This window comes from Stenotrophomonas maltophilia (assembly GCF_013464485.1).
GTDB lineage: Bacteria > Pseudomonadota > Gammaproteobacteria > Xanthomonadales > Xanthomonadaceae > Stenotrophomonas > Stenotrophomonas maltophilia_AW.
On the sequence record NZ_RAUX01000018.1, the window covers coordinates 62,783 to 76,097 of the forward strand.

General features: G+C 65.9%; 12 protein-coding genes. 8 read left to right on the forward strand and 4 right to left on the reverse strand.

What is annotated here, in order from left to right:
* Positions 1-13 precede the first annotated feature (13 nt).
* On the reverse strand, positions 14-2,374 hold the full coding sequence (locus tag D7Y61_RS08775) for a DNA translocase FtsK 4TM domain-containing protein (protein WP_180865940.1): 2,361 nt from the start codon (positions 2,372-2,374) through the stop codon (positions 14-16).
* Between the two features lie 233 nt (positions 2,375-2,607).
* Between D7Y61_RS08775 and trxB the strand changes: the two genes are divergently transcribed.
* Positions 2,608-3,579, forward strand: a complete 972-nt coding sequence (trxB, locus tag D7Y61_RS08780; RefSeq protein ID WP_180865941.1) for a thioredoxin-disulfide reductase — start codon at positions 2,608-2,610, stop codon at positions 3,577-3,579.
* Positions 3,580-3,680: 101 nt separating this feature from the next.
* On the forward strand, positions 3,681-4,805 hold the full coding sequence (locus D7Y61_RS08785) for a GNAT family N-acetyltransferase (protein WP_180865942.1): 1,125 nt from the start codon (positions 3,681-3,683) through the stop codon (positions 4,803-4,805).
* An 88-nt stretch (positions 4,806-4,893) separates the two neighbouring features.
* Here D7Y61_RS08785 and D7Y61_RS08790 read toward each other — a convergent pair whose 3' ends face one another.
* Positions 4,894-6,162, reverse strand: a complete 1,269-nt coding sequence (locus tag D7Y61_RS08790) for a hypothetical protein (protein WP_180865943.1) — start codon at positions 6,160-6,162, stop codon at positions 4,894-4,896.
* A 71-nt stretch (positions 6,163-6,233) separates the two neighbouring features.
* Here D7Y61_RS08790 and aat point away from each other — a divergent pair, with 71 nt between their 5' ends.
* The 4 genes from aat to D7Y61_RS08810 all read left to right on the forward strand — a co-directional run bounded on the left by aat (position 6,234) and on the right by D7Y61_RS08810 (position 8,638).
* A complete protein-coding gene (aat, locus tag D7Y61_RS08795; RefSeq protein ID WP_180866009.1) occupies positions 6,234-6,974 on the forward strand; it encodes a leucyl/phenylalanyl-tRNA--protein transferase in 741 nt (246 codons plus the stop codon).
* 86 nt (positions 6,975-7,060) lie between these two features.
* On the forward strand, positions 7,061-7,279 hold the full coding sequence (gene infA / locus D7Y61_RS08800; RefSeq protein WP_005409596.1) for a translation initiation factor IF-1: 219 nt from the start codon (positions 7,061-7,063) through the stop codon (positions 7,277-7,279).
* A 230-nt stretch (positions 7,280-7,509) separates the two neighbouring features.
* Positions 7,510-7,887 carry a hypothetical protein gene (locus D7Y61_RS08805; protein WP_180865944.1) on the forward strand — a complete coding sequence of 126 codons (378 nt, stop codon included), beginning with the start codon at positions 7,510-7,512 and terminating at the stop codon, positions 7,885-7,887.
* A 121-nt stretch (positions 7,888-8,008) separates the two neighbouring features.
* The gene (locus D7Y61_RS08810) at positions 8,009-8,638 is read left to right on the forward strand and encodes a hypothetical protein (protein ID WP_180865945.1); all 630 of its coding nucleotides are present in this window, start codon (positions 8,009-8,011) and stop codon (positions 8,636-8,638) included.
* A gap of 353 nt (positions 8,639-8,991) precedes the next feature.
* On the opposite strand, the gene clpA is transcribed toward D7Y61_RS08810, so the two are convergent.
* On the reverse strand, positions 8,992-11,277 hold the full coding sequence (gene clpA / locus D7Y61_RS08815; RefSeq protein ID WP_180865946.1) for an ATP-dependent Clp protease ATP-binding subunit ClpA: 2,286 nt from the start codon (positions 11,275-11,277) through the stop codon (positions 8,992-8,994).
* Positions 11,278-11,415: 138 nt separating this feature from the next.
* Between clpA and D7Y61_RS08820 the strand changes: the two genes are divergently transcribed.
* Positions 11,416-12,228, forward strand: coding sequence for an APH(6) family putative aminoglycoside O-phosphotransferase (locus D7Y61_RS08820; protein ID WP_180865947.1), 813 nt, complete (start codon positions 11,416-11,418; stop codon positions 12,226-12,228).
* Between the two features lie 173 nt (positions 12,229-12,401).
* Here D7Y61_RS08820 and clpS read toward each other — a convergent pair whose 3' ends face one another.
* On the reverse strand, positions 12,402-12,728 hold the full coding sequence (gene clpS / locus D7Y61_RS08825; protein WP_005416477.1) for an ATP-dependent Clp protease adapter ClpS: 327 nt from the start codon (positions 12,726-12,728) through the stop codon (positions 12,402-12,404).
* A gap of 112 nt (positions 12,729-12,840) precedes the next feature.
* Here clpS and D7Y61_RS08830 point away from each other — a divergent pair, with 112 nt between their 5' ends.
* Positions 12,841-13,314 carry a hypothetical protein gene (locus D7Y61_RS08830; RefSeq protein ID WP_180865948.1) on the forward strand — a complete coding sequence of 158 codons (474 nt, stop codon included), beginning with the start codon at positions 12,841-12,843 and terminating at the stop codon, positions 13,312-13,314.
* Position 13,315 lies beyond the last annotated feature (1 nt).

Sequence of the window (13,315 nt, forward strand, 5' to 3'; positions counted from 1 at the left end):
GATACGTCGGGTCTTACTTCGGCGGCGGCGGTGCCAGCACCGTGCGGTCGCCGTTATGCTCGGGCGCACTGACCACGCCGGCCGCTTCCATGGCCTCGATCAGTCGCGCTGCACGGTTGTAGCCAATCTTCAGCCGGCGCTGCACGCCGGAAATCGAGGCGCGGCGGGTCTCGGTGACCACCCGCAGTGCTTCGTCATACAGCGGGTCGGACTCGTCGCCGGCAGAACTGTTCTCAGGCAGGCCGGTGGCGCCGACGACCACGCCGTCGCCCATCGTCTGCACTTCGTCCAGCACGCCGTCGACATAGTCGGCCGGCCCCATTGCCTTGAGGTGCTCAACCACGCGGTGCACTTCGTCATCGGACACAAAGGCGCCATGCACACGCTCGGGCAGCGCGGTGCCGGGCGGCAGGTACAGCATGTCGCCGTGGCCCAGCAGGGTTTCCGCGCCGGACTGGTCGAGGATGGTGCGCGAGTCGATCTTGGAGCTGACCTGGAAGGCGATGCGGGTCGGGATGTTGGCCTTGATCAGGCCGGTGATCACGTCCACCGACGGGCGCTGCGTGGCCAGGATCAGGTGGATGCCGGCCGCACGTGCCTTCTGTGCTAGGCGCGCGATCAGCTCTTCCACCTTCTTGCCGACGATCATCATCATGTCGGCGAATTCGTCGATGAAGATGACGATGAACGGCAGCGTCTCCAGCGGGCGCGGCGCCTCGCCCAGCTCGGGGTTCGGCTTGAACAGCGGGTCCATCAACGGCTGGCCGGCGTCCTGGGCTTCCTTCACCTTCTTGTTGAAGCCGGCCAGGTTGCGCACGCCCACCGCGCTCATCAGCTTGTAACGGCGCTCCATCTCGGCCACGCACCAGCGCAGGCCGTTGGCGGCCTCCTTCATGTCGGTGACCACCGGCGCCAGCAAGTGCGGGATGCCCTGGTAGACACTCAGTTCGAGCATCTTCGGGTCGATCATCAGCATCCGCAGGTCTTTGGGCGACGCCTTGAACAGCAGGCTCAGCACCATCGCGTTGACCGCCACCGACTTGCCCGAACCGGTGGTGCCGGCCACCAGCAGGTGCGGCATGCGCGCCAGGTCGGCCACGGTCGGTCGGCCGGCAATGTCCTTGCCCAGTGCCAGGGTCAGCACGCTGGCCGATTTGTCGTATTCCTTCGAGCGCAGCAGCTCGGACAGGAAGATCATCTCGCGGGTGACGTTGGGAATTTCCAGGCCGATCACCGACTTGCCCGGAATGACGTCCACCACACGCACCGACTTCACCGACAGGCCGCGCGCGATGTCCTTGTCCAGCGAGCTGATCTGGCTGACCTTGATGCCTGGCGCGGGTTCGATCTCGAAGCGGGTGATGACCGGGCCGGGATTGGCGCCAACCACCTGGGCGTCGATGCGGAAGTCCTTCAGCTTGAACTCGATCTGCCGCGACAGGGTTTCCAGCGTCTCTTCGTCGTAGCCCTTCGGCTGCGGCTTGGGATCATCCAGCAGGGCCAGCGGCGGCAGGTCCGAGCCATCGCCGTTGACGCCACGGAACATCGGAATCTGATTGTCGCGCTTGGCGCGGTCGCTCTTCTCGATCACCGGCTCCGGGCGCGGCTCGATCTTCACCGGCTCGCGCTTGGCGCGCACTTCGGCATCGGCCTTGCGCACTTCCTGGCGCTCCTCGCGCATCACCCGGGTCTGCTGCCACTCGGTGACTTCTTCCTTCTTGCGCGCCAGCAACGGCGCCAGCGACATCACGCCGCGGCCGATCTTCTCCATCACCGTGAACCAGGACAGCCCGGTGGCCAGCGTGATCGATGCCAGCAGCAGCACCAGCACGAACAGGTTCGCGCCCAGCGCGCCGAAGCCCACCGTAAGCGAGTTGCCCACCAGCTTGCCGAGGATGCCGCCCGCACTGGAAACATCGCCACTGAACAGGCGCACGTGCAGGAAGCCGGTACCGGCGATCAGGAAGCCGACCAGGCCGACCAGGCGCAGCGCTGGGTCCAGGTCGTTCTCGCCCTTGCTCTCGCGCTTGAGCCCGAACATGGCGATCCACGCCAGCGCGCCCAGCACCACCGGCAGCAGGAAGGCGATGTAGCCGAACAACTGCAGCAGCACGTCGGCGATCCAGGCCCCGGCGCGGCCGCCGAGGTTGTGCACCGGCGCCACCACGCTGCCGGTATGCGACCAGCCCGGGTCGGTCGCTGAATACGTGAACAGACTGGCCGCCAGGTACAGCAATGCCGGCGCGATGGCGATCAGGCCAAGGTCGCGCCAGAGGCGTTGGCGGCGTGGATTGTCGGTCGCCGCCGCCGCGGCCGTGCGACGTGACGCCTTGCTGTCGTCGGACTTGGAGCGTTCGGGGACCTGCTTCGCCACCTTAGACCATACCTTTGGAATGCGCTGTTAGTGATTGATAATAAATGAGACGGCGTCAGTTTTCAGTTATGCGACGTCCGGCAGGCCAATCAGAGGGCCGAAACCACTGCTGGATGACGACGTTCCGTTCATCGGCTTGAATCGCCCTGCCCCAGCCGCCACTCTATGACCAGCCACGGATGCTGCGCAAACATCGCCAGCGCCTTGTCCCATCTACCTTTTCGCGAGTCTACATGAGCACCAGCCTGCCCTCCCGCCACCAGCGTCTCGTCATCCTCGGTTCCGGCCCGGCCGGCTGGACCGCCGCCGTCTACGCCGCCCGCGCCAACCTGAAGCCGGTCGTCATCACCGGCCTGCAGCAGGGTGGCCAGCTGATGACCACCACCGAGGTGGACAACTGGCCGGGTGACGCCCACGGCCTGATGGGCCCGGACCTGATGGCACGCATGCAGGCCCACGCCGAGCGCTTCGAGACCGAGGTCATCTTCGACCACATCCACACCGCTGACGTGTCCCAGCGCCCGTTCAAGCTGATCGGTGACAGCCACGAATACACCTGCGATGCGCTGATCATCGCCACCGGCGCCACCGCCAAGTACCTGGGCATCCCGACCGAAGAAGCCTTCAAGGGCCGCGGCGTGTCCGCCTGCGCCACCTGCGACGGCTTCTTCTACCGCGACCAGGACGTGGTCGTGGTGGGCGGCGGCAACACCGCCGTGGAAGAGGCCCTGTACCTGTCCAACATCGCCCGCAAGGTCTACCTGGTCCACCGCCGCGACACCCTGAAGGCGGAAAAGATCATGCAGGACAAGCTGTTCAAGAAGGTGGCCGAAGGCAGGATCGAGACCGTCTGGCACCACCAGGTGGAGGAAGTGCTGGGCAACGACGCCGGCGTGACCGGCGTGCGCGTGAAGTCCACCCTGGACGGCAGCACCCGCGACATCGACGCCCACGGCTTCTTCGTGGCCATCGGCCACCACCCGAACACCACCCTGTTCGACGGCCAGCTGGCGATGAACAACGGCTACCTGGAGATCCGCTCGGGCCTGGGCGGCAACGCCACCCAGACTTCGGTGGAAGGCGTGTTCGCCGCCGGCGACGTGGCCGACCAGCACTACCGCCAGGCGATCACCTCGGCCGGTTTCGGCTGCATGGCCGCTCTGGACGCCGAGCGTTTCCTGGATGCCGAGGGCAAGGCCAGCTGAAACGCTGACCCGCTTCGGCAGCGTCGAGCCATGCTCGACTCGAACCAAAGGCCGACGCCAACGCGTCGGCCTTTTCGTTTTACCTGACCTATCCTTCCCCCATGCCTTCGCCCCGCTTCCTCGATTCCCTGCAGTCCATTGGCGCCGCCGACTGGGACGCCCTGCATGATGGCCGCAATCCGTTCGTCAGCCACGCCTTCCTGGCCGGGCTGGAGGCGCACGGCTGCCTGCGCGAGGACTGGGGCTGGCAGCCCCGGCATTTCACGCTATGGGAGGGCGACACCCTGGTCGGCGCCATTCCGGGGTATCTGAAGACCAATTCGCACGGCGAGTTCGTGTTCGACCATGCCTGGGCCAACGCCTATGCCCGCCATGGCCGCGACTACTACCCGAAATGGCTGGGTGCGGTGCCGTATTCGCCGGTCACCGGCCCACGACTGCTGGCCCGTAACGATCCAGAGCGCGCCGCGCTGCTGTCGGCATTGGGCGATGCGCTTCCCGCGCTGGACGTATCCTCGGCCCACATCAACTTCCACACCGCTGGCGATGAGGCCCTGTTCGGTGACGACTGGCTGCTGCGCGAGGACGTGCAGTTCCAGTGGCAGAACCCGGGCGACTGGATCACGTTCGAGCAGTTCCTCGGCGCGATGAACCACAAACACCGCAAGAACATCCGCCAGGAGCGGGCCAAGGTCAGCCGGCAGGGCATCACCTTCCGCGTGCTACACGGTCATGATGCGAGCCGCGCCGACCTGCAGGCGATGTACCGTTTCTACCTGCAGACCTTCCTCGAATACGGCAACGCCCCGGCCCTGACCGAGGCCTTCCTGCGCCACCTGGCGATCTCGCTGGGGCGCGGGCTGGTGCTGTTCCTGGCCGAACAGGACGGTGAGCCGATCGCCGGCGCCCTGTGCCTGCGCGGCGGCGAAACGCTATACGGCCGCTACTGGGGTGGCGCCACGCTGCCCGGCCTGCACTTCGAAGCCTGCTACTACCAGGGCATCGAATACTGCCTGCGCGAAGGGCTGACCCGTTTCGAGCCGGGCGCGCAGGGCGAGCACAAGCTGGCGCGTGGCTTCCTGCCGACGCTGGTGCGGAGCCGGCACCGGGTGGCCGATGCGGACTTTGCAGAAGCACTACGGGACTGGTGCCGGCAGGAGCGACGCGATGTGCGTCGCTACCAGCAGGAGCTGCAGGGACATGGCCCGTTCCGCGCAGGAACGTAGCGGAAAAGCGTGCCAACCAAGGTTGGCACCTACCAGAGCATTAGGCCCAAGATTGGCACCCGCCAGAGCGATGACGGGAACACTGCACTCAGGTGCACTGCCAGAAGTGCCCGCTCACCCGGCACCTGGCGCACCAGAATGTGTAGAGCATGCCGCCACTACCCCATAGCAGCGCACCTCCACCGGCGGTCGGCAGCGTCGAGTCCAGCTGCATCACGAAGGGCATCTCCTCGCCGCAATCGATGCACGCCGGGTACAAAGCGCTCTGTACCCAGCTCGGCGCGCCACCCACGCGCGACAGGTTCTGCCGATGATTGGACTGTCCCCAGTCCTGCTGCTGCCAGCGCGCGGTGTCCATGGCGGCCAGGCCCACCTCGGCCGGCATCAGGTCGCCGCTGTCGGTCGGCGTGACCGGCACCTCCAGATGCTGGCTGGGGTGGCAGCTGGGCAGGCCGGTGGCATCGTGGCGATAGAAACGTACGGGAGGATCCTCCCAGCCGCAGCAGTCCAGGCACAGGCCCAGCGTGACCTCACCCGCCGCACCCGGCTGGAACACAGCAGCATCGGTCCGCAGCAGGCGCTGCAGCGGTGCATGGCAGCTGCCACACAGCGCGTCCAGCGGTCCTCCCATCTGCCCAGCGTGATGCACCTGCCCGCCATTCCAGGTTGGGTGCAGGCGCCAGATGCGCTTGCGCCAGCCTGCTTCGTCCGCCTGCTGCGCGCGGTGCTGATCACGGCCGAAGCGGATGTGCAGCGGCCGCTCCCCATGCAGGCGTCGCGGCCGAGGTCCATCGGCCACGCCCGCCCAGTGCGCCCAGACCTCGGCGTCCAACCGCCCCCAGTCGGCAAGATAGCCGCGCGCGGCGGCGTAGCTCCCGGGCTGCGCCGCCAGCAACAGTACCCTCGCCCGCGCCATCTCACGATCGTCAGCGGCTTCTGCGAGGATCTGCGCCCACTGCGCAGCGATGGCAGAGGGCAAAGTCCGCCACACCTGTGAAGCCAGTTGCAGCTCATCCTCAGCCGCCACCTCCAGCAACACCTCCCAGTCTTCCTGCAACACCCGGGGCGCCTGGAAGCTGGCGAACTCCACCACGCTGCCCAGCAGTTCGCCGCGCTCGCCGTCACGATACCGGCGCCAGGCATCGGTACAGACCGCCACCACGGCATCATCCGGCAGCAGATCCAGCGCGGTATCGAGGAAGGTCGAGCCGGGTGAGTGGCGGGCAATGGCCAGCCGCAGCAGTTCGCCGAGCCGATGCGGAGCTTCGCTGGCCAGCGACAGCAGCATGCTCTGGCTGTCATTGCGCGTGCGCGCGGCGTCGTGCACGTCGAGAATGGCGGTGATCGGGTCGCTCATGCGGGGCTCCTTGCCGTTGGAGGGTGATGTTGCCAGACATCACCGATCACCTCGACGAATACAATGCCGGCATGACCCGCCAGCTGCCCTGGCGTCTGGACGATGCGCCGGACGCCGCCTTCCCCCCGGCCGAGACCGCACTGCGTCAACCCAATGGCCTGCTCGCGGTGGGTGGCGACCTGCATCCGGTGCGTCTGCTCAACGCCTACGCAGGCGGCATCTTTCCGTGGTTCAGCGAAGGCGAGCCGATCCTGTGGTGGTCGCCGGACCCGCGCATGGTGTTCCGCACCGAGGGCGTGCATCTATCCAGCCGTTTCCGTCGCCAGATGCGCGGCTGCGACTGGGAGATCACCGCCGACACCGCGTTCAGTCGGGTGATGCGCGCCTGTGCCGAGGCCCCCCGCCCCGGCCAGGACGGTACCTGGATCAGTCCAGCGATGGTCGGGGCTTACAGCCAGCTGCACGATCTGGGCTTCGCCCATTCCTTCGAGGTCTGGGACCGGCAGACTCTGGTCGGTGGCATCTACGGCGTCGCGATCGGCACCATGTTTTTCGGCGAGAGCATGTTCAGTGGCGCCAGTGGCGGCTCCAAGGTCGCCCTGGCCGGCCTCGCATCCACCCTGCGTGACTGGGGCTGGGAACTGATCGATGCCCAGGTGGAGAATCCGCACCTGCTGCGGATGGGCGCAGAGCACCTGCCGCGCGCGGACTTCCTGGAGCACGTCCGCCAGGCCGTACACCGTGACGGCCATGCAGGCCCCTGGACCCAGGCGGTTGGACGCTTGCCGGCACGGCGTTTGGCCGGGGGTTAACACAAACTTTGCAAGCCGGGCCCATCACGCGTAAAATACCGCGCCTTAGGCCCAGCGTGGCCGTTTTCTGAACCGCACAGGACTACATGTCGAAAGACGATTCCATCGAGTTCGAGGGCACCGTCAGCGAGACGCTGCCGAACACCACTTTCCGCGTTCGTCTGGAAAATGGGCACGAAATCATCGCCCACATCTCCGGCCGCATGCGCAAGAACTACATCCGCATCCTCACCGGTGACCGGGTCAAGGTTGAAATGACCCCGTACGACCTGACCAAGGGTCGTATCACCTACCGCATGAAGTAAGCGGTCGGCGCATTGCGCCACTCCGACAGGGCCGGCCTCGCTGCTGGCCCTTTGTCGTGCGCGGAACAATGTCGTGGCCAAGCGTCGCCGATGACGATCCAGGGCGCCAAAGGTCATCGTGACCGATCTCACCGTGACGTCGGTCAGCCCTGCTTGCGGCAGATTCGCATTCGCAGCGGCAGCGGCATCGTGGGATCCGATCCAGTCCGGATCGCCATCCCCTGCCCTCCATGAACATCCGCCCCCTGCTGATCCCCCTTGCCCTGTCGGCCGCCAGCCTGCTGGCACCCGCTGCGCGAGCAGCCGACGCTCCTCCAGTCCAATGCGTGCAGCTGTCCGGCGAGCAACAGATCGTTCGCGCCGGTGCGGACAAGAACATCCTGTTCCGCTCGGGCACCGACCACTATGTTGTGCACTTCCGCAACAGCTGCCCTTCGGCCGTACTGGCCACCCGCCTGGGTTTCAACACCGACGGCAAGGAAGCGGGCGAGCTGTGCGGTGACGGCCGAAGCCAGCTGGATACGGGCCGCGGCAGCTGCGAAGTAGCGCGCATCGAGCCGATCGATGCCGAGCGGTTCAAGCGTGAAGCGCGCCGCCGCAGCCGCTGACCCCATGGATGACAAGGGCGGCCGAAGCCGCCCTTGCTCACCAGCACAACGCTTTTACAACTCGTTGCATGGTGGTGCGGGCAGTCGCCGTCAAGAATGCAGGCCCCGCCGCACCGCGGCAATGAACTCCGCACACCCGATGCTCGACCCGCTTGCTCGAACCTTTCTGGCCGCGACCCTCTGCCTGGCAGCAGCCGGAGCTGGCGGCACTCCACCAGCAGACAGCAGCTTCAGGGAGCTACAGGAGATGTTCGCAGCAGTGCCACTTGCATTGCCGAGCGCCCGCTATGATGAGATCCATTACGCATCGTCCTCCGGCAACATGGAGACCGTCGACCTGCTGCGCAGGTGGACCGAGGACCCGTCATCCCCCTTCAAGGGCCCCATCACCCGGATGATGCTCCTGGAGGGCCGCAACGACTGCGATGATCTACTGGTGCTTCCCATCAGCGGCGAAGACCCCGGTACCATCGAGGCACGCCGGGCAAGGGCCGGAGCGACCGCCCGGATGAATGAAGGCGGCAGCCGGCAGTGGCGACTGTCATTGCCGGCGCTGAGCTTCAGGCGCGACGGGCAAGATTGGCTGGCCCATGTCGACGATCGATTCGCCTTCCTGAGGGCGATCCCCACTGCCTGCGCGCACACCGAACCCCCCGCCACCTCAAAGGCTCCAGCGCAATCGGCCCGCACCAGCGACATCGTGGCTGCCGTACTAGGGCGCTCTGCGTGCACTCACCATCGCCTTCGGTGATCACCGCAACGTGCGCGACCCCGCCGAAATTCCGGTGACGGGCAGCTCCCGGGCTGTGTACCGCGACAGCAGGGGGCGCCAACAGCTCGTCGCCACATGGCTATGGCCGGAGTGTACATCCGCCAGCACATCGGCCAAGGCCATCCTGTCGGGGATGCCAGGAGGCTGGCGCGTGAAGACCAACGCTCGACCTGCAGGATCGCTGTGCCAACTGTCGGTCGCCCAAGACTGGCAGGACATGAAGTAGTTCGCACTTGGCCAGCCATTGAAGAACGACACGGGGCGCAACAACAAGGGCGACCGAAGCCGCCCTTGTCATTTCCAGTCTTTCACGCCAAGCCGCTGGCGTCAGCTCATTCCACCGTGACCGGCAGCAGCCGCTCCGGCTCGGCCTGGGCCTCGACCACCAGCTCGTCGTCGCGGACGTCGATGCTGACCTTGCCACCCTCGACCAGCTTGCCGAACAACAGCTCGTCGGCCAGCGGGCGCTTGATCCTGTCCTGGATCAAGCGCGCCATCGGACGGGCGCCCATCAGCGGATCGAAACCGTGGTGGGCCAACCAGTCGCGCGCCGTCGGCGTGGCCGACAGGCTGACGTGCTTTTCCTGCAGCAGCATCTCCAGCTCGATCAGGAACTTGTCGACCACGCGCAGGATGTGCTCGAAGCCCAGCGCCTGGAACTGCACCACCGCGTCAAGACGGTTGCGGAACTCCGGGGTGAAGCTGCGGCGGATGGTCTCCATCGCGTCGGTGGCGTGGTCCTGCTTGGTAAAGCCGATCGAGCGGCGCGAAGCCTGCGCCGCGCCGGCATTGGTGGTCATCACCAGCACCACGTTCTTGAAGTTGGCCTCTCGACCATTGGTATCGGTCAGCACGCCGCGGTCCATCACCTGCAACAGGATGTTGAAGATGTCGGGGTGCGCTTTCTCGATCTCGTCCAGCAACAGCACGCAGTGCGGCGTCTTGACGATCTTCTCGGTGAGCAGACCGCCCTGGTCGAAGCCGACGTAGCCTGGGGGAGCACCGATCAGGCGACTGATCGAATGCGGCTCCATGTACTCGGACATGTCGAACCGGACCAGCTCGATGCCCAGCTGCAGCGCCAGCTGCTTGGTCACCTCGGTCTTGCCCACGCCGGTGGGGCCGGCGAAGAGGAAGTTGCCGATCGGCTTTTCCGGGTTGCCCAGGCCCGAACGGGCCAGCTTGATGGCCGAGGACAGCGTCTCGATGGCCGGGTCCTGGCCGAAGATCACCATCTTCAGGTTGCGCTCCAGGTGCTGCAGCACATCCTTGTCGGTGGCACTGACCTGTTTGGTGGGGATACGCGCCATCTTGGCCACGATCGACTCCACTTCCTCGACGTCGATCAGTTCCTTGCGCTGACCTTCCGGCAGCAGGCGCTGGCGGGCACCGGCCTCGTCGATCACGTCGATGGCCTTGTCCGGCAGCAGGCGGTCGCCGATGTGCTTCACCGATAGATCAACGGCAGCCCGCAGCGCCTCGTCGGAGTAGGTGACGCCATGATGCAGTTCGTACTTGGACTTCAGGCCCTGCAGGATCTCGTAGGTCTCGCCGACGGTCGGCTCGACGATGTCGATCTTCTGGAAGCGACGGGCCAGCGCACGGTCCTTCTCGAAGATGCCGCGATACTCCTGGAAGGTGGTCGAGCCGATGCAGCGCAGCTCGCCGGAGGCCAGTGCCGGCTTGATCAGGTTGGAAGCATCCATGGTGCCGCCCGACGCCGAGCCGGCACCGATGATGGTGTGGATCTCGTCGATGAACAGCACCGCGTTGGGCACCTTCTTCAGTGCCGTCAGCACGCTCTTCAGGCGCTTCTCGAAGTCGCCGCGGTACTTGGTGCCGGCCACCAGCGCGCCCAAGTCGAGCGAGTAGATCACCGCGTCGGCCAGCACGTCGGGCACCGACCCCTCGACGATGCGGCGGGCCAGGCCCTCGGCGATGGCGGTCTTGCCCACGCCGGCCTCGCCAACATAGAGCGGATTGTTCTTGCGGCGGCGGCACAGGACCTGGATGGTGCGCTCGATCTCGTCGGCACGGCCGACCAGCGGGTCGATGCGACCGGCCCGCGCCTGTTCGTTGAGGTTGCTGGCGAACTCGGTCAGTGCGTCACCCTTGGGTTCACCCTCCCCGCCTTCGATGCGGCCCTCGCCCTCGGAGGAGGAAGAGGGCTGCTCGCCGTCCTCGCCCAGCTTGGCGATGCCGTGGGACAGGTAATTGACCACATCCAGCCGGGTCACGTCCTGCTGGTTGAGGTAGTAGACGGCGTGCGAGTCCTTCTCGCCGAAGATGGCCACCAGCACATTGGCGCCGGTAACCTCCTTCTTGCCCGAGGACTGCACGTGGTACACGGCCCGCTGCAGCACACGCTGGAAGCCCAGCGTCGGCTGGGTATCGCGGCCGTCATCTTCGGCCAGGCGGGACACGGAGGCCTCGATGGCCTGCTCCAGCTCCTGGCGCAGGCGTTCGGCGTCGGCACCACAGGCCTTCAGTACGGCCTGGGCGGACGGGTTGTCGAGCAGTGCCAACAGCAGGTGTTCGACCGTCATGAACTCATGCCGGGCCTCACGGGCGCGCTTGTAGCACTGGCCGATGGTGTGTTCGAGGTCTTTGCTGAACATGGATTACTCCGGCGGCAGATGGGGACAATATGCGGCCTGACTACGCGATTTCCATCACCCTAGCGGATTGCTGCGTTCAGATGGCGTTAGCAGTACAGATTGCTTGATCTTCATTCACTCCAGGACAGCCCACCCAGCATGAGCGAACCCTACCTGAGCCGCTGGCGATTGCGGCGTGATGGCGAGGCCATCGAAACGCCGCGCGCCCGCCTCTGGCCGGTGCTGACCGCTGCCGGCGAACCGGCGATGCTGAAGGTCAGCGACGAACCCGAGGAACAGAACGCCCATCAATTGTTGCGCTGGTGGGCTGGCGACGGCGCCGCCCATCTGCTGGCCCACGAGGGGCCGGCGATCCTGATCGAGCGTGCCGGCGGCGACTCGCTGCGGCAACGTTCGATCCAGGGCGACGACGACACCTGCACCACGATCCTGTGCCAGGTCCTGCAGCGGCTGCACCGGCCACGGAGCGCGCCTCCAGCGGACCTGGTCTGCCTGCGTACATGGTTCGCCGACCTGCTGCAGCCAAGGGCCGTGCTGCCGCCACTGCTGGAACAGTGCAGATCACTGGCGGAAGGGCTGCTGCAGGACGAACAGGAGATCCAGCCGCTGCACGGCGACCTGCACCACGACAACGTGCTGGATTTCGGTGCACGCGGGTGGCTGGCGATCGACCCGAAGCGGCTGCTGGGCGATCGCGCGTTTGATTACACCACGCTGTTCAGCAATCCGGACCTGTGCGGCCCGGGTATCCACGTGGCCACCCGGCCCGAGCGGTTTGCGGCACGGCTCGATCAGGTCAGCGCGCTGGCGGGCCTTGAGCGCGTCCGCCTGCTGCGCTGGATCGCGGCCAGCATGGCGCTGTCGGCGGTGTGGTTCCGCGATGACGGCGATCCGGCCGACATCGACGAGGCGGTAGCGCAAATGGCGCTGGAGGCACTGGCGGAGGCCTGATCCAGCTGTAGAGCCGAGCCTGTGCTCGGCTGCTGCTGGCAGAGATCTGGATGACTGGGTGAACAGCAGCCGAGCGTGGGCTCGGCTCTACAGGCTTCTGCTCTGGCAGGTGCCCACCTTGGTGGGCACACCGGGTCCGGAATCGACGTGCCCGGACGAGAATCGGCAGCCGGTCAGGCCTTTTCCATCGTGCAAAGCAGTGGATGCTGGTTCATCCGCGAATACTCGTTGACCTGGGCGACCTTGGTCTCGGCCACTTCGCGGGTGAACACCCCGCAGACGCCACGGCCGCGGGTATGGACGTGCAGCATCACCTGCGTGGCCTTGTCCAGGTCCATGCTGAAGAACTGCTGCAGGACATCCACCACGAAATCCATCGGGGTGTAGTCGTCGTTGAGCAGCATCACCTGGTAGAACGGCGGCGGCGCCACTTCCGGACGCGCGGGCTCTACGGCAACGCCGTGCTCGTGCTGGGAATCGGGGGAAGACTCATGGGGCATCTGCCCATTATAGAGGCTCGGGCAAGCCTGCGTCGGCCTGCCGCAGATTGGACGGCACGCACGCCCACCGTCACAATTGCACCTTCTCTCCACACTGTTTCACAGGATCTTCATGAAAAGGACCCTTCTTCCCGCCTTGTTGATTGCCCTGGCCGCCGCTGGATCCGCCACCGCCGCGCCCGAGGCCGACAAGGCCGTGGCGCGCCACCTGGACAAGCTGGGCTACACCTACGAAGTCGACGAAGACAGCGACTATCGCATGGTGTTCGATGTCGAGGGTGACCGCACCCAGATGGTCTATGTGCGTTCGTCGGTAGAGGATTTCGGCACCCACAACATCCGCGAGATCTGGTCGCCCGCTTACAGCGCCAAGACCAAGCAGTTCCCGGTGGCCGTGGCCAACCGCCTGCTGGAAGATTCGCAGGATGCCAAGATGGGCGGCTGGGTAAAGCAGGACACCACCGCCATGTTCGTGGTGAAGATCGACGCCGATGCCACCGCCGACCAGCTCAGCGACGCCATCGATGCGGCCATCCGCACCGCCGACGCGATGGAGCTGGAACTGACCAAGCAGGACGAATTCTGAG

What these genes read in the sequence shown, in the direction of transcription:
- trxB (WP_180865941.1), top strand. Translation starts at nt 2,608, where the DNA reads ATGAGCACCAGCCTGCCCTCCCGCCACCAGCGTCTCGTCATCCTCGGT.
- D7Y61_RS08785 (WP_180865942.1), top strand. Translation starts at nt 3,681, where the DNA reads ATGCCTTCGCCCCGCTTCCTCGATTCCCTGCAGTCCATTGGCGCCGCC.
- D7Y61_RS08790 (WP_180865943.1), bottom strand. Translation starts at nt 6,162, where the DNA reads ATGAGCGACCCGATCACCGCCATTCTCGACGTGCACGACGCCGCGCGC.
- aat (WP_180866009.1), top strand. Translation starts at nt 6,234, where the DNA reads ATGACCCGCCAGCTGCCCTGGCGTCTGGACGATGCGCCGGACGCCGCC.
- infA (WP_005409596.1), top strand. Translation starts at nt 7,061, where the DNA reads ATGTCGAAAGACGATTCCATCGAGTTCGAGGGCACCGTCAGCGAGACG.
- D7Y61_RS08805 (WP_180865944.1), top strand. Translation starts at nt 7,510, where the DNA reads ATGAACATCCGCCCCCTGCTGATCCCCCTTGCCCTGTCGGCCGCCAGC.
- D7Y61_RS08810 (WP_180865945.1), top strand. Translation starts at nt 8,009, where the DNA reads ATGAACTCCGCACACCCGATGCTCGACCCGCTTGCTCGAACCTTTCTG.
- clpA (WP_180865946.1), bottom strand. Translation starts at nt 11,277, where the DNA reads ATGTTCAGCAAAGACCTCGAACACACCATCGGCCAGTGCTACAAGCGC.
- D7Y61_RS08820 (WP_180865947.1), top strand. Translation starts at nt 11,416, where the DNA reads ATGAGCGAACCCTACCTGAGCCGCTGGCGATTGCGGCGTGATGGCGAG.
- clpS (WP_005416477.1), bottom strand. Translation starts at nt 12,728, where the DNA reads ATGCCCCATGAGTCTTCCCCCGATTCCCAGCACGAGCACGGCGTTGCC.
- D7Y61_RS08830 (WP_180865948.1), top strand. Translation starts at nt 12,841, where the DNA reads ATGAAAAGGACCCTTCTTCCCGCCTTGTTGATTGCCCTGGCCGCCGCT.